This window comes from Kitasatospora sp. NPDC022856 (assembly GCF_055561235.1).
This window is the reverse complement of the sequence record NZ_JBVHHE010000006.1, coordinates 191,399-210,063: the sequence shown is the minus strand read 5'-3', so window position 1 is coordinate 210,063 and position 18,665 is coordinate 191,399. Positions and strand designations below refer to the sequence as shown.

Below are 18,665 nucleotides of genomic sequence, written 5' to 3'. Positions count from 1 at the left end.
CGCTGGTTCGGGCCTCTGCACGCGCCCGGGCTTGTCCGCCCGTTCACAAAGTCAGCGGCCGCCCCGCCCTCAGTCCCACTCCAGACCGCCGCGGCGCCAGACGTAGGCGTAGGCGACGAAGACGGTGGCGATGAACAGGAGCATCTCGACCAGCCCGAAGATCCCCAGGGCGTCGAAGCTCACCGCCCACGGATAAAGGAAGACGATCTCGATGTCGAAGACGATGAAGAGCATCGCCGTCAGGTAGTACTTGATCGGGAACCGACCGCCGCCCACGGGCTGCGGGGTCGGCTCGATGCCGCACTCGTACGCCTCCAACTTGGCCCGGTTGTACCGCTTGGGCCCGGTCAGTGAGGCCATCACGACGGAGCCGACCGCGAACGCCGCCGCGATGGCACCGAGTACGAGGATCGGCGCGTAGGCATTCATAGCCCCCGCTCCCTCCGTCCAGTCGTCCTTGACTGCAGATCGGAACCGCCGGGTCACGCTGTGGTGGCCCGCGTTCCAGTTCCCGAGATCCACCCCATGTGAGGCAGTTCACAAAGCCTGGAACGAGCGCATCCTATGCCCGTCGGCTTGTGATCTGCGACACGCAGTTCAGGGCGATCTTTGTGATCTACGCCACCCCTGGAATGCTGCCGAAAGTGAACATGACCAGAGTTGTCGACGCAAAGCAGTCAAATGGTCACAACACGTCGCATTCATCTGCGAACTGGCAGGTCAGAGCTTCGCTCCTATATCAACTACGCAGCGCCCAGAGCAAATTTCCGGGCGTCATGTTGACGTGTTATAGCGTCTCACCCGCAGGGGTGGCGGGGCTCCGAACGCCCGCTTGACCCTTCGTTCACAAGCGCGCGAGCGTCCGTTTCCACGACCCGGGACCAAGGCTCGACGAACTGCCGCCCAGGGCCGTCACACAGGGCTGTGACGCCGGGCGGTCGCGGGCGGTCGGTCAGACCGACGCCGGGCGGTCGCGGGCGGTCGGTCAGACCGACGCCGGGGCCGGCTCCACCGGCCGGGGTTCGGGCCGCGCGGCGCCGACGGCGGTGCGGCGCCCCCACTCGGTGGCGACCAGGACGATCGCGCCGCCGACCAGCGCCACCGGGCCCAAGTGGTTGCCGGCCAGGGCGATCCCGAAGACGGCGGCCCAGAGCGGCTCGGTGCCGAGCAGCAGGCTGACCCGGGACGGCGAGGTGGCCCGGACCGCCCACATCTGCACCAGGAAGGCGAACAGCGTGCAGAGCAGCGCCAGATGCAGCAGCCAGGCCCACTCGGTCGGCCCGTACGAGGCGGCGACGGTCCACGGCAGCGGCCCGGCGAACGGCGCGGCGAGGGCGAACACCACCGTGGCGGTGGCGAGTTGGACCCAGGTGAGACCCAGGTTGTCGGTGTTCCGGATGGCCCGGACCCGGGACATCGCCAGGACGTGCGCCGTCCGCACCACGGCGGCGCCGAGCACCAGCAGGTCACCGGAGGTGGGCGCCTTCAGCCCGCCGCCGCCGGTGAGCAGGGCGACGCCCAGCACGGCCAGCCCGGCCGCCGCGAGGAAGGCCCGCGGCAGCGGTGTCCGGGTGAGCGCGCTCTCCGCGAGCGGGGTGAAGACCATCGTGAGGCTGATGATCAGCCCGGCGTTGGTCGCGGAGGTGTGCACCGCGCCGTAGGTCTCCAGCAGGAAGACCCCGCCGAGCACCAGGCCCAGCACCGCCCCGCCCAGCCACTCGGCCCGGCCCATCCCCCGCAGCGCCCGCCGGGCGAGGACCCCCAGCAGCGGCAGCACCAGCCCGAAGCGCAGCACCAGCATCGCCACCACCGTCCCCGGCCCGGCCACCTGCTGCACCGCGAGGAAGCTCGACCCCCACACCACCGCCACCAGCAGCACGGGTACATCACGGAGCAGGGCGGGTGACGGGCGCATGGGCGGGACCTCTCCGAAGGCGAACGGGGCGGACGAGGAGACTCCCGTACGACGTCGGACGGATCTCGGAGCACCGCGGGCCCGCTCGGACGGACCCGCGCCAAGGTCCGCCATCCTCGCGCACCGCCCCGCCCGCGATCAACGGCTTTCGGCGCACTCCTCCCATCCGGACGCCCACGGCGACGGGGGCGCCACCCGCCCCTGCCACCCACCGCCCACCACCGGCCCCCGACGTCTACCGGATCCCCGCCCGGCCATGGATGATGTCGCCATGACAATCCAGCCGTCCACCACCCCCCGGAAGGCCCGTCACATGAGGCGCAAGCACTGGGCGCTGCCCGCCGCCGCCACCGTCCTCCTGCTGGCCGCGACCACCGGCACCGCCGCGGCGGACCCCGCGCCGGCCCCGCCCGCGGCCCCCGGCTGCGCGTACACCCCGGCCGTGCCCGCCGACAACTTCAAGGGCATCCCGGTCTTCGACGCCAAGAAGGCCGCCAAGCCCTACCAGGCGACCCTGAAGACCGGCCAGGGCGCGATCACCTTCCGGGCCCTGACCGCCGAGGCGCCCTGCACGACGTTCTCGTTCCGCTTCCTCGCCGAGCACGACTACTTCGACAAGAGCCACTGCCACCGGCTCACCACCCAGCGGATCTTCGTCCTGCAGTGCGGCGACCCGACCGGTACCGGCAGCGGCGGCCCGGGCTACTCGTTCCCCGACGAGAACCTCACCGGTGCCACCTACCCCGCCGGCACCGTGGCCATGGCCAACGCCGGGCCGAACACCAACGGCAGCCAGTTCTTCATCGTCTGGAAGGACACCAAGCTCTCCCCCGCCTACACCCCGTTCGGCCGGGTGACCGCCGGCCTGGACGTCCTGCAGAAGATCGCGGCGGGCGGCGAGGACGACCAGAACGGCCCCGGCGACGGCTTCCCGACCCTCCCGGTGAAGTTCCGGAACGTGCGGATCAGCGCCCGCTGAACCCCGCTCCCGTACGGCGGCCGGCGTCACCGGAACCGTACGGGAGCGCCCCCGGGGCCGCCCGGAGCTCCGGGCGGCGGCGGATCAGGCGTTCGGGGCGACCCGGGCGAGGCCGTTGATGATGCGGTCCATGGCGTCGCCGCCCTGCGGGTCGGTCAGGTTGGCCAGCATCTTGAGCACGAACTTCATCAGCATCGGGTGGGTCAGGCCGCGCTGGGTGGCGAGCTGCATCACCTTGGGGTTGCCGATGAGCTTCACGAAGGCGCGGCCGAGGGTGTAGTAGCCGCCGTAGACGTCCTTGAGGATGCGCGGGTACGCCTGGAGGGCGCGCTCGCGGCCGCCCTCCGTCACCCGGGCGTTGGCCTGGACGATGACGCCGGCCGCGATCTGGCCGGATTCCATCGCGTAGGCGATGCCCTCGCCGTTGAACGGGTTGACCATGCCGCCCGCGTCACCGACCAGCAGCAGGCCGCGGGTGTAGTGCGGCTGCCGGTTGAAGGCCATCGGCAGGGCGGCGCCGCGGATCGGGTCGGTCATGTTCTCGGGGGTGTAGCCCCACTCCGCCGGCATGCTCGCGCACCAGGCCTTGAGCACGTCGCGCCAGTCCAGCTCGCCGAAAGCGGGCGAGGAGTTGAGGATGCCGAGGCCGACGTTGGAGGTGCCGTCGCCCATGCCGAAGATCCAGCCGTAGCCGGGCAGCAGCTTGCGCTCCCCGGCGCGGGTGTCCCACAGCTCCAGCCAGGACTCCAGGTAGTCGTCGTCGTGGCGCGGGGAGTTGAAGTACGTCCGGTAGGCGACGCCCATCGGACGGTCCTCCCGGCGGTGCAGGCCCATGGCCAGCGAGAGCCGGGTGGAATTGCCGTCGGCCGCGACGACCAGCGGGGCGCGGAAGGTCACCGCACGCTTCTCGTCGGCGAGCCGGGCGGTGACGCCGACGATCCGGCCGGTCCGGTCGTCCAGCACCGGGCCGCTGACGTTGCACCGCTCGTACAGCCGGGCGCCGGCCTTCTCCGCCTGACGGGCGAGCAGCTCGTCGAAGTCGGCGCGCTTGCGGACCAGCCCGTAGTCGGGGAACGCGGACAGCTCCGGCCAGTCCAGCTCCAGCCGGACCCCGCCGCCGATGATCCGCAGGCCCTTGTTGTGCAGCCAGCCGTTCCCGGTCGACACGTCGATCCCCATGTCGACCAGCTGCTTGGTGGCACGGGGCGTCAGACCGTCGCCGCAGACCTTCTCGCGGGGGAACGACGTCTTCTCCAGCAGCAGCACGTCCAGCCCGGCCTGGGCGAGGTAGTACGCGGTGGTGGCGCCGGCCGGGCCCGCGCCGACCACGATGACGTCCGCGGTGCTCTCCACGGGGCTGTCCGGCTTCGTCAGGTCGGCTGCGGTCTCGGACACGGTGGGCACTCTCCTGGAGCTACGGCTGGGGACGGAGGCGTTGACCCCGGCAGTCTAGTTGCCGCCCCCGGGCCGGGGTCCGAGGACGGCGTCCGCGGCGTCAGCCGCGCGCGGCTGACGCCGGTGGTGTCCCCGGTGGTGTCCCCGCGGTCCGCGCCGGCGCCGTCCGGCACCACCGTGAGCACCACCGGCGCCGCCTCCCGCCGCCGGCGCGGGGTGAAGGCGATGACCAGCACCCCGAGCGCCGCCGCCCCGGCACCGATCGCGAACCTCGCCCGGAAGCCGCCGAGCGAGGGCACCTGCGCCGGCCCGAAGGGGACCGCCGTGCGCGCGAGCACCGCACCGATGACGGCACTGGCGAGGGAGGTGCCGATCGAGCCGTGCGGAGCCCGGCCACCACCATCGAGCGGCCCAGGCCGTGGCCGGTCCGACCGTTCGCGCCGCACCAGCGCGCGGACCGTCGGACCGGGCCCTAGGAGACCTTGTACGCCCGGTGCAGGGCGACGATCCCGCCGGTCAGGTTGCGCCAGGCGACCTTGGACCAGCCGGCCTCCTGGAGCTTCGCGGCCAGCTCCGGCTGGTCCGGCCACTCCCGGATGGACTCGGCGAGGTAGACGTAGGCGTCCGGGTTGCTGCTGACCGCGGTGGCCACCGGCGGCAGCGCGCGCATCAGGTACTCGGTGTAGACCGTCCGCAGCGGCGTCCAGGTCGGCGTCGAGAACTCGCAGATCACCAGCTTGCCGCCGGGCTTGGTGACCCGGAACATCTCGCTCAGCGCCGCGTCGGTGTCCTGCACGTTGCGCAGCGCGAAGGAGATCGTCACCGAGTCGAAGGTGCCGTCGGCGAACGGCAGCCTGGTCGCGTCCCCCGCGGTGAGCGGCAGTTCGGGGTGGCGGCGCTTGCCCTCCGCGAGCATGCCGACCGAGAAGTCGCACGGGACGACCGTGGCGCCCGCCTCGGCGAAGGGCAACGAGGAGGTGCCGGTACCGGCCCCGAGGTCGAGCACGACGTCGCCCGGACCGGCGGCCACCGCCTCGGCCACCGCCCGGCGCCAGGCACGGGCCTGGCCGAGGGAAAGCACGTCGTTGGTGCGGTCGTACTTGGCCGCGACGTCGTCGAACATGGCGGCGACTTCGTGCGGCTGCTTGTCCAGAGAGGCTCGGGTCACGCCCCCATTGTTCACCCTGCCACCGGCGGGTTCGGCAAGGGGGCACGCCGCCCGCCCGTCGCGGGCGCTCCGCGCGGCCCGTCACCGCCCCGGCCCGGGGCGTGCCCCGGAGGGCGCGCGGCCTCAGTGCAGGCCGCGCCGGCCACCCGAACGCCGCCTGCGGCGCGAGCGCTTGCCCTGCGTTATCGCGGGCATCCCCTCGGCCAGCGCGCCGGTCGCCAGCGCCACGGTGGTCGCGAACCGCCCGGTGCCGCTGCGGATGGCGACCGCCCGGCGGTGCCGGCGGATCCTCAGCACGCAGACCAGGAAGAGCACGACGGCCACCGGCACGCTGAACCGGGCCAGTCCGACGCCGACCGGCTGCGGGTAGGTGGCGCCGCAGATCCGGACCGCGCCCGGGTCGTCGGCGGCGTGCTCCAGGCAGACCGCGTCACCGACCTTGGCGCCGTCCGCCAGCGGCAGCGCGGCGGCGGTGTGCTGCTGGCCGGCGGCCCGGTAGCTGACGGTGCTGTAGGAGCCGCCGCCCGAGGGCATCTGGGTGACGACGCCGTCCACTCTCACCGGGTGCGCGCCGATCCGGTCGGCCTGCTCGGTCTGGCGCCAGCCGAGCAGGCACATGCCGACGGCCAGCACGGCACTGAGCACGGCGGTGAGGTACCAGCCACGGCCCAACCGCGGGAAGCGCGGCGGGGGGACGGTCGCGGATCGCATGGTTCCTGTCCTGGCTAGCCTTCGGGGCCTGGGACGGGGCCCCGCCACCCGCGGGGACGGGTGGTGCGTGGTGAGGGTGCGGACTGAGCTGCCGGGATCGTATCCGCTGGCGGGCCCTCAGGTCACGGCGAAGGGTGAATCAGACAATATGGCCGACACCGCAGTTCGGCGGCACACGAAGGAACGACCGTACGTCGCACGGGAGTCCGGCTACCCGCGAGTAGCCGGGGCTCAGCGTCGGCGGTACACCAACCGCCCGGCCAGGACCGTCGCCAGGCAGCCGGCCGGCCGCGGGGCCGGCCCGCGAGCGCCGTCGGAGGCACCGGCACCGGACGCACCGGCACCGGCGGCGCCGGCCGGCGCGAACACCGCGAAGTCGGCCCGCCCGCCCACGGCCAGCCGCCCGTGCACCGCAGCCGCGAGCGGCAGCACGGCGAGCGGGTCCAGCGGCCCCTCCGCACCGGGGGGACCGGCCGGACCGGGCAGCGCGGCCAGCCCGGACCGGGCCACCGCCGTCCGCACCGCAGCCCGCTCGAACGGGCCGGCCACCGCCGTCACCCCGGAGCCGAGCATCCGCTGCAGCCCGCGCCGGGCGCTCGCGCCGCAGCGCGCCTCGTCGGCCTCCCCCAGCAGTCCACCGGGCACCGGCGCGTCCCCGAGCTCCTCGCGCGGGTCCGGGTGGTACGCGCTCTCCAGCAGCCAGTGCCCGTACGGGTTGCGCAGCCCGGGGGTGAGCAGGGCGTCGCCCCAGTCGCGCAGCCGGGCCCGGGGGTGGGCGGCGGCCAGCTCGGCGTGGCGGCCCAGGGCGGCGATCAGTTCGCCGTGCACCAGCACCGCCCCGTCGGCGACGGACGGGGCGGTGGGGTCGGCGGGGTCGGGCAGCACGAGGGCGGCCCGGTGCAGCGTCAGCATGGCGAGGTCACCGTTGCGGGGCCGGCGGGGGCGCCCCTGCGGCGGGCGCCCCGGACGCCGGCGTCAGCCGTTGTCGAGGATCTTCAGCTCGGGGTGCGCGGTGCCGCCCGCGATCGCCGTGGAGGCGATGTGCGAGGCGACCCGCGGGTCGACCGGGTCGTTGGCCGGGTCGTCCAGCACCCGCAGGTGCTCGTAGGTGGTCGAGCGCTGGGCCGGGACGCGGTCGGCGGCCCGGATCAGGTGGATCAGCTCGGTGAGGTTGGACCGGTGCTTGGCGCCGGCCGCCGAGACCACGTTCTCCTCCAGCATGACCGAGCCGAGGTCGTCCGCGCCGTAGTGCAGGGACAGCTGGCCGGCCTCCTTGCCGGTGGTCAGCCAGGAGCCCTGGATGTGCGCGACGTTGTCGAGGAACAGCCGGGCGATCGCGATCATCCGCAGGTACTCGAAGACGGTCGCCTGGGTGGAGCCCTTGAGGTGGTTGTTCTGCGGCTGGTAGGTGTACGGGATGAAGGCGCGGAACCCGCCGGTGCGGTCCTGCACGTCGCGGATCATCCGCAGGTGCTCGATCCGCTCGGCGTTGGTCTCGCCGGTGCCCATCAGCATGGTGGAGGTGGACTCCACGCCCAGGCCGTGCGCGGCCTCCATGATCTCCAGCCAGCGCTCGCCGGACTCCTTGAGCGGTGCGATCGCCTTGCGCGGCCGGGCCGGCAGCAGCTCGGCGCCGGCGCCCGCGAAGGAGTCCAGGCCCGCCTTGTGGATCCGGGTGATGGCCTCCTCGACCGACACCCCGGAGAGCCGGGCCATGTGGTCGACCTCGGAGGCTCCCAGCGAGTGGATCACCAGCTGCGGGAAGTCCGCCTTGATCGCCGCGAAGGCGCGCTCGTAGTACTCCACGCCGTAGTCCGGGTGGTGGCCGCCCTGGAACATGATCTGGGTGCCGCCCAGCTCGACCGTCTCCGCGCAGCGGCGCAGGATCTCGTCGAGGTCGCGGGACCAGCCCTTGTCGCTCTTCGGCGGCACGTAGAAGGCGCAGAACTTGCACGCCGTCACGCAGACGTTGGTGTAGTTGATGTTCCGCTCGATGATGTACGTCGCGATGTGCTCGGTACCGGCGTAGCGGCGGCGGCGCACCGCGTCGGCCGCCGAGCCGAGCGCGTGCAGGGGCGCCGAGCGGTACAGCTCCAGGGCCTCCTCCGGGCTGATCCGGCCACCGCCGGCCGCCCGGTCGAGCACGGCCTGCAGGTCGGTGCTGGGCGCATCGAGGGTGGTCGCTGCGAGCTCGGACACCTGGCGGCCTTCTCTCTCTCGGTACTGCTGTGCGTTTCAGTGCTTCCGGGTACGGCCGAACCAGCCTACGCCAGCGCTTTCGCGCGTCGGCGTCAGGCCGCTTTCCGCATCGTCCCGGTCGGGTTCCCGGCCGCCGGATCGGCGGAGGAGAACCGGATCGTGCCGTCCTTCTGCAGGGTGAGCGTCTCCGCGTTGGAGCCGCCGCTGCACGCCCCCGGCAGCGAGGAGCGGACCAGCCGGGAGGTGAACACCAGCTTCCCCTCGGACGCCGAGTCCAGCGTCCAGGCGCCCTCGCAGCTGACCGAGATCAGCCCGGTGACGGCGTTGCGGCTGGTGGTGTTCTCCTGCCCGACCGCGGCCGGGCCGATCACCAGCGTGGTGGTACCGGCGGGCAGCCCCTTGTCGGTGGTCATCTCCCCGCGCCAGGTGCCGAGGAAGCCGGCCGGCACGACGCTCGGGCCGCCGGTGCCCGGCGGCACCGGGCCGGGCGGCAGCGTGGTGGAGGAGGAGGTCGTGGACGAGGAGGTGGTGGAGGTCGAACTGGCCGACCAGCTGAACGAGGACGTGACCGTCGGCCCGTCGGTGGGCGGGTGCTCCACCGCCGCCTCGCCCCGGAAGCCCCGGTAGGCGCCGTAGCCGCCGGCCGAGAGCAGCAGGAGGACGGCCACCGCGACCAGCGCCGCGTTCCGCACCCGGTGCCCCGGCCGCTCCGGCCCGGTCGGCGCCCGGTCCTGCGGCACGGCGTCGCGGGGCGGATCGTCGTACGACCGGTGGCCGGCCTGCGGGTGACCGGCCTGCGGGTGACCGACCGGCCCGCCGCCGAGCTGCACCCGGTCGGTCGGGGTCCGGCCGCCCGGCAGGTCCGGCGCCGCGGCCGGGCCCCGCGGGGCGGCGGCTCCCCCGGCCTCCACCTCCCCCTCCAGGTCGAGCAGTTCGACCGCGCTGCGGCCGACCCCCGCCGCCAGCGCGGGCGGCAGCCAGCCGCCCCGCCCGAGCCGTACGGTGGCCGCGCCGTCGGCGTCCAGCCGCTCCCGGAGCTGCCACGGGGCCGGGCGGGCGGCCGGGTCCTTGGCCAGGCAGTCCAGCACGATCGGGCGCAGCGGCCCGGCCAGCCCGGAGAGGTCCGGCTCCTCGTGCAGCACCCGGTAGAGCAGCACCGCCACGCTCACCCCCTCACCGAAGGGCTGCACCCCGGTGGCCGCGAAGGCCAGCACCGCGCCCAGCGAGAAGACGTCGCTCGGCGGCCCGGCCGGCTGCCCGTTCGCCTGTTCGGGCGACATGAAGCCGGGCGAGCCGACCACGTAGCCGGACTGCGTGAAGCCGCTGGTCGCGTCCAGCGCGCGGGCGATGCCGAAGTCGATCAGGCGCGGCCCGTCCAGCGTCAGCAGGACGTTGGAGGGCTTGACGTCCCGGTGCACCAGTCCGAGGCCGTGGACATGGCCCAGCGCCTCGGCGAGCCCGACTCCGAGGGTCCGTACGGCCTGTTCGGGCAGCGGGCCGAAGTCCCGGACGGCGGTGCCGAGCGCGGGACCGGCCACGTAGCCGGTGGCCACCCAGGGGTGCTCGCCCTCGGTGTCGGCGTCCAGGACGGGCGCCGTCCAGGCGCCGCCGACCCGGCGGGCGGCGGCGACCTCCTGCCGGAACCGCGCCCGGAACTCGGCGTCCTCCGCGAGCTCGCCGCGGACCAGCTTGACGGCCACCGTGCGGCCGCCGGCCGTCCGGCCGAGGTAGACCCGGCCCATCCCGCCCGCGCCGAGGCGCCGCAGCAGCCGGTACCCGCCGACCTGTCGCGGGTCGTCCGCCCCCAGTGCCTGCATCCCGCACGCTCCCCTCGACCGCCCGGCGCCGCCGGCGCCCTCCAGGCACCGCCGACCGCACGGATCTCGCGTGCAGACGCTACCGGGCCGCGCGGGGCGGGAGGGGTGGCGCGGAAGGACCGGTGCACCCCTTCCCCCGCGGTCGGACCTCCCCGGCGGGGTCAGACCACCGCCGGTGCCGGCTCCAGCAGCCGGACCGAGACGTCCGGGGCGAAGCCGCTGTCCGGGGCGACCCGGCGGGCGAACTCGGCCATGCCGGCCAGCTGCCGCTCGCCGAGCGAGAAGTCCAGCGCCTCGCTGAAGTAGCGCTCCAGCACCCCGGCGTCGAACTCCTCCCAGCGGGCCGCGTGCTCGGCCACCGCGCCGGCCTCGACCAGCGAGAGGTCGCGGGACTCCAGGAAGGCCCGGTGCACGGCCGCCGTCAGCTCGGGGCTGCGGTCGGCGAAGTCGCGGCGGGCGGCCCAGACGGCGAAGACGAAGGGGAGACCGGTCCACTCCTTCCACATCGCGCCGAGGTCGTGCACGGTCAGGCCCTGGTCGGCAGCCTGTCCCAGGTAGGCCCGCAGCGCCGGGTCGCCGATCAGCACGGCGGCGTCGGCCTCGGCGAGCATCGCGTCCAGGTCGGGCGGGCAGCTGAAGTACTCCGGCCGCACCCCCTCGCGCTCCTCCAGCAGCAGCCGGGCCAGCCGCACCGACGTCCGGCTGGTGGAGCCGAGGGCGACCCGGCGGCCGTCCAGGTCGGCCAGCGGGACCTTGCTGACGATCACGCAGGACATCACCGGTCCGTCGCTGCCGACCGCGATGTCGGGCAGGACCAGCAGCTCGTCCGCGTGCCGCAGGTACTCGACGCAGGTGATCGGGCCGATGTCGAGGGAGCCGCCGACCAGCTGGTCGCTGAGCTTCTCCGGAGTGTCCTTGGTGAGGTCGAGATCGAGCAGATTGCCCGTCCTGGCCAGCCCCCAGTAGAGGGGTACGCAGTTCAGGAACTGAATGTGTCCGACCCGCGGCCTGACCGGGGGGTTCTGCCGGGGCTCGTGCGTTTCCGCATCCGGTACCGCCACTGCGCCGCTCCCTTGCTGTTCGTGGGCCTCCAGGCAGGGTATGCCCGCCCTTCCGGAAGCCCCGCACCGGCCTTGCGACACGCCTTGTCCGGCCCGTAAGTCACCCCTGGTCGTCACCGCGACCGCATGCTAGCGTTGCCCTCAGTTGCAGTTTGATTCCCCTTGCAGTACTTGAAGCCTGCGGAGCATGTAACCGCAGGCTTTTTGTAGTTTTTCAGCAATATCGAAAAACTCCGGACCCGTCCGGAGGCAGGGCGATCAGCGCAGCGGACCGGGTGCCACACGGTGTGGCCCCCAATACGTCCCTCGCAAGGAGAACGGCATGGCTCAGGGAACCGTCAAGTGGTTCAACGCTGAGAAGGGCTTCGGCTTCATCGCCCAGGAGGGCGGCGGCCCCGACGTCTTCGTCCACTACTCCGCCATCAACGCGAACGGTTTCCGCTCGCTGGAGGAGAACCAGGCGGTCAGCTTCGACGTCACCCAGGGTCCGAAGGGCCCGCAGGCGGAGAACGTTACCGCTATCTGATCATCCTCTGATGACCTGATCGCTCGGGACCCCTCGGGTCCGCAGACGGCCCCCGCGGCCGTCATCATGAGCACAAGAGCAGTACCCAAGGGGGCCCGGCCAGCTGCCGGGCCCCCTGCCTTTCCCGGCCCGGCGCCGGTCTCGCGGAACCCCGCACAGGTGCCCACTCCCGGCGGCCGCGGCCCCTCCGACCCTCTCCCGGCCCCGCCCGCCCCTGCTCCGCCGCCGGTCGACGGCGTGACCGACGGCGTGACCGACGGCCCGCCCCGGGACGGCGGGCTCCGGCGCCCGACCGGCACCGCTCGTGGCGACACCGCCTGGAACGTAAAGCTGTTGTCGGACTGTCAGACGTGATCCCTATGCTGTGCTGCCGCCTCCCGGCCCGGTCACCGGTGCCCGGGCGCGCGGCACAGCCGTGAGCCCCGGCACCGCCGGGGCCGTTTCCCCAGGGAGAACGTCATCACCACCCATTCCGGCGCCCGCCGCCGAATACTCACCGCCCTCGGCGCGACGGCGGTCCTGTCCGTCGCGGCTCTGGGACCGGCGCAGGCCGCGCCCGGCACCTCGCCGGCCCCCGGCAAGAACGTCTCCTACCTCGGACACACGTTCACGGTGCCGGCCGACTGGCCCGTGATCGACCTGACGGCCGATCCGACGGCCTGCGTGCGCTTCGACCAGCACGCCGTCTACCTCGGCACGCCGGGGGCCCGGCAGGACTGCCCCGCCCACCTGGTGGGCCGGACCGAGGCGCTGCTCCTGGAGCCCGGCGCCGAGGGCGCCCCGTCCGCCACGACCGTGTCGGAGATCGACCGCGAGGTCCGCGCCACCGCCCCGGGCGTCACGGCCACCGGCGTGTACGGCGACGACCAGGCGCTGGTCCGGACGATCCTCGCCTCGGCCGGGTTCCCGGCCGGCCCGGCGCGGAAGCCGGGCCCGGCCGCGGCGGCGCCGGCCGCGGGAGCGCCCGCCACCGGGTCCGCCGCCGCGACCACGGCCGCCGCGCCCGCGCTGCCGGCCGACGCGACCAGGTACACCGGAAAGGGCTTCGACGCCTGCACCGCACCCGACTCCGCCGCGATGAGCGCCTGGCGCGCCGACTCGCCCTACCAGGCCGTCGGCATCTACATCGGCGGAGCGGCCCGGGCCTGCGCCCAGCCCAACCTGACGGCCGCCTGGATGCAGCAGCAGTACACCGCCGGCTGGCGCTTCCTGCCGGTGTACGTCGGTGCCCAGGCATCGCGGATCACCACGCCGGCCGCGCAGGGCACCGCCGCGGCCGACGACGCCGTGGCGCAGGCCGCCGCCCTCGGGCTCGGCCCCGGGAGCGTCCTGTACTACGACATGGAGTCCTACAACGTCGCGGCCTACTCCGGCGTGGTCCAGCCGTTCCTCTCCGCCTGGACGACCGAACTCCACGCGCTGGGCTACAACTCGGGCCTCTACAGCAGTGCCGCCACCGGCATGGCGGACCTGGTCGCCACGGCCGCGAGCGGCAAGGGCTACGCCATGCCCGACGCGCTGTTCACCGCGCGCTGGAACGGTGTCGCGGACACCGCCGACCCCGCGCTCCCGAGCACCGCCTGGGCCGGGCACCAGCGGGCCCACCAGTACGACGGCAACGCCACCGAGACCTGGGGCGGCGTCACGATCGGCATCGACCGGGACTACCTCGACGTCCAGGTCACCACCAGGCCGACCGGCAAGCCCACCCAGACCGGCATCTACCGCCCCGCGAGCCAGACCTTCGCGCTGGCCGACAGCGTCGGCAACCTCACCCACGCCGCGCCGTTCGGCTCGGCGAACGACATCCCGCTCACCGGGCACTGGAGCGGGCCGGGCCGGGACACCATCGGCATCTACCGGCCGGGCGACCGGGCGTTCTACCTGACCAACGACAACGCCAACGTCACCCTCGCCGTCCCGTTCGGCGACACCGGCGACATCCCGCTGGTCGGGGACTGGAACGGCGACGGCAAGGACACCATCGGCATCTACCGGCCGGGCGACCGGGCGTTCTACCTGACCAACGACAACGCCAACGTCACCTTCTCGGTCCCGTTCGGCGACACCGGCGACGTCCCGATGGTGGGCGACTGGAACGGCGACGGCAAGGACACCATCGGCATCTTCCGGCCGAGCACGCACGGGTTCTACCTGAGCGACTCCAACACGTCGATCGGCGTCGACCACACGGTCCTGTTCGGCGACACCGGCGACATCCCGGTCAAGGGCGACTGGAACGGCAGCGGGACCGACAAGGTCGGCATCTACCGGCCGGGCGCGGCGAGCTTCTACGGCGCGTTCCAGGACTCCGGCGCTCCGCTCTACAGCCTCCGCTTCGGCGAGGCCACCGACACCCCGCTCACCGGCCGCTGGTGAACCGGCGGCCGTCGCCCGGGCGGGCCGCCGGGCCGTCCGCCCGCTGAACCGACGGCAACGGGCCCTCTCCCCCGGCGTGGGGAGAGGGCCCGTTGTGCTGCGGGCGCGGCTGTCAGGCCGCGGCGGGGGCCTTCGCGGAGGCCTGCGCCGGGACGGCCGCCGCGGGGGCGTCGTCGTACAGGTCACCGTGCGGGTTGTTGTAGGCGACCAGGTCCAGCGTCTTCTCCCGGGCCGCCACCAGGACCGGCACGACCGCTTGACCGGCGACGTTCGTCGCCGTGCGGACCATATCGAGGATCGGGTCGATGGCGAGGAGGAGGCCGACGCCCTCCAGGGGCAGGCCCAGGGTGGAGAGGGTCAGGGTCAGCATCACGATCGCGCCGGTGAGGCCCGCGGTGGCGGCCGAGCCGATGACCGAGACGAAGGCGATCAGCAGGTAGTCCTTGATGCCGAGGTCGATGCCGTAGACCTGGGCGACGAAGATCGCGGCCAGCGAGGGGTAGATCGCGGCGCAGCCGTCCATCTTGGTGGTCGCGCCGAACGGCACGGCGAACGAGGCGTACTCGCTCGGGACGCCGAGGCGCTCGGTGACGCGGCGGGTGACCGGCAGGGTGCCGACCGAGGAGCGGGAGACGAAGGCCAGCTGGATGGCCGGCCAGGCGCCCTTGAAGAAGTTCAGCGGGTTGAGGCCGCCGACGAACTTCAGCAGCAGGGAGTAGACCACGAACAGCACCAGGGCGCAGCCGACGTAGACGTCGATGGTCAGCGTGGCGAAGGGCTTCAGCAGGTCCCAGCCGTACTTGGCGACGGACTTGCCGATCAGGCCGAGGGTGCCGAGCGGCGAGAGCCGGATGACCCACCAGAGGGCGGTCTGCACGAGCTCCAGGACGGACTCGCTGAGCTTGAGGACGGGCTCGGCCTTCTTGCCCAGCTTGATGATCGCCGCGCCGGTCACGACCGCCAGGAAGACGATCTGCAGGACCTCGACCTCGGTGAAGGCGGTGACGATGTTGGTCGGGAAGATGCCGGTCAGGAAGTCGATCCAGCTACCGGTGGACTTCGGCGCCTTCAGGCCCTCGGTCTTCAGGTCGGTGCCGTGGCCCGGGTTGGTCAGCAGGCCCAGGCCGAGGCCGATCGCGACGGCGATCAGCGAGGTGATCAGGAACCAGAGCAGCGTCCGGGCGGCCAGCCGGGCCGCGTTGGTGACGTTGCGCAGGTTGGCGACCGACACCACGATCGCGGTGAGGACCAGCGGCGGGACGGCCAGCTTCAGCAGCTGGACGAAGATCTTGCCGATCGTCTCCAGGGTGGTGGCCAGCCAGGAGATGTCGGCCGCGCGGGCCAGGTAGCCGAGGCCGACGCCGAGCACGAGGCCGGCGACGATCTGGACCCAGAACGGGGTCTTGCGGATTCTGGCGAGCACGGACGGCGACGAGGTCGCCTCGGGCGCTGTGGACATGACGGTGCGGCTCCGGGGAGGGCGTTGCTGACGGTGGGGTGAGGCGGGGAAGGCGGCACGGCGGGTGGGCCGGACGGGAGGACGCGGCCCCGTCAGGGGCGTGCCGCCTGGATACAGCTCATGGCACGACAACGGCGCGCGCTGTCCACAGCACCCGTCAGGCAGCACGCGCGGGCGGCCGTGGGCACCGGGCCCGAGCCGTACATCCGCGCTGCTCCTGAGGTGGTCATGGCCGATACGTTAGCAGTAAAGGTTTGAGATGTTCAAAGTACTTGTTTGAGATGTGACCCGCGCAAGGGTGAATCCGGACACGAACGAGGCTGACGCACCATCAGATCGCACCAGGGGCCCGATTGACCACTTGGCAGTTATACGTATAACTTGGAGAGAGTCCCCGCCCTCCCCTGCCCCGACCCGGAGAACCGTCCATGGGCTATGTCGCCCTGCTCCGCGCCCCGCACGTCAGCCGTCTGCTCCTCGGCACCCTGCTCGGCCGCCTCCCCGCCGGTATGACCGCCCTGGTGATCGCGCTGGCCCTGCGCGAGGCCGGCACCCCCTACAGCCGGATCGGGCTGGCCACCGCCGCCTACGCGATCTCGGCCGCCGTGGGCGGGCCGGTCCTCGGCCGGATCGTGGACCGCACCGGCCAGCCGCGGGTGCTGCTCGCCTCCGCCGTGGTCGCGGGCGGCGGGTACGCGCTCCTGGCACTCGCGCCGGGCTCGGCACTGGCCGCACCGGTCGGCGCCGCGATCGCCGGACTGGCCATGCCACCGCTCGAACCCTGCCTGCGCTCGCTCTGGCCGGATGTCGTCGCCGAGGAGCAGCTCGACACCGCGTACGCCTTCGACTCCGCCTCGCAGCAGATCCTCTACGTGGCCGGCCCGCTCGCGGTGGCCGGGATCGCCGGGGCCTTCAGCCCGGTCGCGGCGCTCTGGGTGGCGGCCGGGCTGGGGCTGGTCGGGGCCCTGGTGGTGGCCACCGCCGGACCGGCCCGGGCCTGGCAGGCACCGCCGCGCGCGCACTCGGCCGGTCTGCTCGGGCCGCTCCGCTCGCCCGGCCTGGTTCTGCTGCTGATCGGCCTGGCCGGCGCCGGCTGGGCGGTCGGTGCCCAGAACGTGCTGTTCATCGCCTACGCGGAGGCGCACGAGGGCGGCCTGCCGGGCGGCGCGGGGACGCTGCTGGCGCTGGCCGCGCTGGGCGGACTGCTCGGCGCGCTCGGGTACGGGGCGGTGCGCTGGCGCAGCGGAACGGCGACCCGCACCTGGGTGATGGCGCTCGGGATGGCCGTCTCCTACCTCCCGCTGGTGCTGCTGCCCGGGCCGTACGCGATGGCCGCGCTGGCCTTCCTGTCCGGGATCGGGCTGGCCCCGCTGCTGGCTGCCGCGTTCGTCCTGGTCGCCGAGCTGGCCCCGGTGGGCACGGTGACCGAGGCGTTCGCCTGGCTGGTCACGCTGTTCGCGACCGGCAACTCGCTCGGCTACGCCGTCTCCGGCAACCTCGCCGAGGACTCGCTGCGCCCGGTGGCGCTCTGCGCGGCCGGCGGGATCGGCCTGGGCGGGCTGCTGCTGTTCGGCGCCCGCCGCTGGTTCCAGCCGCTGCCGGCGGCCCCGGTGGCGCAGCCGGTACCGGTGGGCTGAACCCACCCCTCATACGTGACCGCGCCCGTCGGACCGGGTGGTCTGGCCGACGGGCGCGGTCACTGACCGTCGACGGGGTCCGGCCGGCGAACTCCATCCCGACCGGCAGGGGTGTCGGTGATCAGACCGTTGATCGGAGCGTCCGCACGCCGGAATCTCATCGTCGGTTCATTCGCCCGCCGCTGCGGCGCGAGACGTCCTGACGGCAGTTCACCTGTCCGAACTAATCCGAACGGCCGGTCCCGGTGGGCGAGGTGCCGGTGGGCGAGGCGCCGGAGGCGGGGCTCCCGGCCGCGGCGGTCCCGGCCGCGGTCGAGGAGCGCAGCACCAGCGAGGTCGCCAGCGGCGGCACCGGCGCGACCGGCTCGCCGCGGAGCAGGTCCGCGAGGGCCGCGACCCCGGCCCGGCCCAACTCCTCGCCGGGCAGGTCGACTGTGGTGAGCGGCGGGGTGAGCAGCTCGGCCACCGGGATGTTGTCGATGCCGACCACCGAGAGGTCCGCGGGCACCCGCAGACCGAGTTCGGCGGCCGCCTGGTAGACCCCGGAGGCCACCACGTCGTCGTCGCAGATCACCGCGTGCGGGCGGTCGGGGCCCGCCAGCATCCGGCGGGCGGCGCCGCGGGCGGCGGGCTGGCCCTCGTTGAGGCTGACGCCCAGCTCGACCACGTCCAGGCCGAGTTCCGCGACGGCCTGCTCGAAGGCGGCCTGGCGGACCCGGAAGGTGTACGCGGCGTGGGTGGAGCGCAGCCGGCCGATCCGCCGGTGGCCCAGCCCGGCCAGGTGTTCGACGGCGGCGCGCATGCCGCCGGCCACGTCCAGCTCGACGGTCGGCCGGGCCCGGTCGGTACCGGGGTCGGCGTCCAGGAAGACCGCGGGGGTGTCGGCGGGCAGCGCACCGAGCTGGCTGTCGTCCGGGGAGCAGATCAGCAGGCCGTCGAACCGGCTGGTGGTGGCCGCGTCGGCGAGGGTGGCGCTCCCCCAGCCGGAGCTGACCACGACGGCCAGGCCGTGCCGGCCGGCCTCCTCGTGGACGCCCTCCAGCACCCGGCCGAAGAACGGGCCGAGGATGTTCGGCACGGCCAGCAGGATCATGCCGCTGCGGCCGAGCCGCAGTTGCCGGCCGGCCGCCTGCGGGCGGTAGCCGAGGCTGCGGGCCGCCTCCCGGACGCGCTCCCGGGTGGCGTCGGAGACCCGGCGGCCCGCCTCGGGGCCGGAGAACACCAGCGAGACGGTGGCCTGCGAGACCCCGGCGAGCCGTGCCACGTCCCGCCCGGTGGGCTTGCGGACCGGAGCCGGCCAGGTGCCGCTGACGCTCCCGCCCTGCGGCGCGGCGGGCCCGGGCAGCGGCTCGCGCAGCGGCTCGGAGAGCGGCCCGGCCGGCGGCTCGCGGTCAGCCGGCGGCTCGGGTTCGGACACCG

General features: G+C 73.7%; 15 protein-coding genes. 4 read left to right on the top strand and 11 right to left on the bottom strand.

Annotated elements, in window-relative coordinates; all coding sequences use genetic code 11:
• Positions 1 to 69: 69 nt before the first annotated feature.
• Together ACZ34W_RS09895 and ACZ34W_RS09890 are read right to left on the bottom strand one after the other, a co-directional pair.
• Positions 70 to 429 carry an NADH-quinone oxidoreductase subunit A gene (locus ACZ34W_RS09895; RefSeq protein WP_014137597.1) on the bottom strand — a complete coding sequence of 120 codons (360 nt, stop codon included), beginning with the start codon at positions 427 to 429 and terminating at the stop codon, positions 70 to 72.
• Positions 430 to 985: 556 nt separating this feature from the next.
• The gene (locus ACZ34W_RS09890) at positions 986 to 1,915 is read right to left on the bottom strand and encodes a DMT family transporter (protein WP_465602989.1); all 930 of its coding nucleotides are present in this window, start codon (positions 1,913 to 1,915) and stop codon (positions 986 to 988) included.
• A 271-nt stretch (positions 1,916 to 2,186) separates the two neighbouring features.
• Here ACZ34W_RS09890 and ACZ34W_RS09885 point away from each other — a divergent pair, with 271 nt between their 5' ends.
• Positions 2,187 to 2,894, top strand: a complete 708-nt coding sequence (locus tag ACZ34W_RS09885; RefSeq protein ID WP_329489233.1) for a peptidylprolyl isomerase — start codon at positions 2,187 to 2,189, stop codon at positions 2,892 to 2,894.
• A gap of 84 nt (positions 2,895 to 2,978) precedes the next feature.
• On the opposite strand, the gene ACZ34W_RS09880 is transcribed toward ACZ34W_RS09885, so the two are convergent.
• The 7 genes from ACZ34W_RS09880 to ACZ34W_RS09850 form a co-directional block, all read right to left on the bottom strand.
• Positions 2,979 to 4,268 carry a geranylgeranyl reductase family protein gene (locus ACZ34W_RS09880; protein ID WP_465603085.1) on the bottom strand — a complete coding sequence of 430 codons (1,290 nt, stop codon included), beginning with the start codon at positions 4,266 to 4,268 and terminating at the stop codon, positions 2,979 to 2,981.
• 493 nt (positions 4,269 to 4,761) lie between these two features.
• Positions 4,762 to 5,457 (bottom strand): demethylmenaquinone methyltransferase, encoded by a 696-nt coding sequence (locus ACZ34W_RS09875; RefSeq protein WP_329489232.1) that lies wholly within the window; start codon positions 5,455 to 5,457, stop codon positions 4,762 to 4,764.
• Between the two features lie 123 nt (positions 5,458 to 5,580).
• The gene (locus ACZ34W_RS09870; RefSeq protein ID WP_329489231.1) at positions 5,581 to 6,168 is read right to left on the bottom strand and encodes a hypothetical protein; all 588 of its coding nucleotides are present in this window, start codon (positions 6,166 to 6,168) and stop codon (positions 5,581 to 5,583) included.
• Between the two features lie 231 nt (positions 6,169 to 6,399).
• Entirely contained in the window at positions 6,400 to 7,080 is a 681-nt protein-coding gene (locus ACZ34W_RS09865; protein ID WP_465602986.1) for an amidohydrolase family protein, read from the bottom strand.
• Positions 7,081 to 7,143: 63 nt separating this feature from the next.
• Positions 7,144 to 8,367 (bottom strand): cyclic dehypoxanthinyl futalosine synthase, encoded by a 1,224-nt coding sequence (gene mqnC, locus ACZ34W_RS09860; protein WP_329489229.1) that lies wholly within the window; start codon positions 8,365 to 8,367, stop codon positions 7,144 to 7,146.
• A 92-nt stretch (positions 8,368 to 8,459) separates the two neighbouring features.
• Positions 8,460 to 10,184: a serine/threonine-protein kinase gene (locus tag ACZ34W_RS09855; RefSeq protein ID WP_465602984.1), complete on the bottom strand. Its 1,725-nt coding sequence runs from the start codon at positions 10,182 to 10,184 to the stop codon at positions 8,460 to 8,462.
• A 161-nt stretch (positions 10,185 to 10,345) separates the two neighbouring features.
• Complete coding sequence (locus tag ACZ34W_RS09850; protein WP_465602982.1) at positions 10,346 to 11,245, bottom strand: menaquinone biosynthetic enzyme MqnA/MqnD family protein; 900 nt, start codon at positions 11,243 to 11,245, stop codon at positions 10,346 to 10,348.
• A 322-nt stretch (positions 11,246 to 11,567) separates the two neighbouring features.
• Between ACZ34W_RS09850 and ACZ34W_RS09845 the strand changes: the two genes are divergently transcribed.
• Together ACZ34W_RS09845 and ACZ34W_RS09840 are read left to right on the top strand one after the other, a co-directional pair.
• Complete coding sequence (locus tag ACZ34W_RS09845) at positions 11,568 to 11,771, top strand: cold-shock protein (RefSeq protein ID WP_057227626.1); 204 nt, start codon at positions 11,568 to 11,570, stop codon at positions 11,769 to 11,771.
• 612 nt (positions 11,772 to 12,383) lie between these two features.
• Positions 12,384 to 14,150 (top strand): DUF1906 domain-containing protein, encoded by a 1,767-nt coding sequence (locus tag ACZ34W_RS09840; RefSeq protein WP_465602980.1) that lies wholly within the window; start codon positions 12,384 to 12,386, stop codon positions 14,148 to 14,150.
• Positions 14,151 to 14,262: 112 nt separating this feature from the next.
• Here ACZ34W_RS09840 and ACZ34W_RS09835 read toward each other — a convergent pair whose 3' ends face one another.
• The gene (locus tag ACZ34W_RS09835; RefSeq protein WP_465602978.1) at positions 14,263 to 15,609 is read right to left on the bottom strand and encodes a dicarboxylate/amino acid:cation symporter; all 1,347 of its coding nucleotides are present in this window, start codon (positions 15,607 to 15,609) and stop codon (positions 14,263 to 14,265) included.
• Positions 15,610 to 16,037: 428 nt separating this feature from the next.
• Between ACZ34W_RS09835 and ACZ34W_RS09830 the strand changes: the two genes are divergently transcribed.
• Entirely contained in the window at positions 16,038 to 17,246 is a 1,209-nt protein-coding gene (locus ACZ34W_RS09830; RefSeq protein WP_465602976.1) for an MFS transporter, read from the top strand.
• Positions 17,247 to 17,469: 223 nt separating this feature from the next.
• On the opposite strand, the gene ACZ34W_RS09825 is transcribed toward ACZ34W_RS09830, so the two are convergent.
• Positions 17,470 to 18,663, bottom strand: a complete 1,194-nt coding sequence (locus tag ACZ34W_RS09825) for a LacI family DNA-binding transcriptional regulator (protein WP_465602974.1) — start codon at positions 18,661 to 18,663, stop codon at positions 17,470 to 17,472.
• Positions 18,664 to 18,665: the final 2 nt, after the last annotated feature.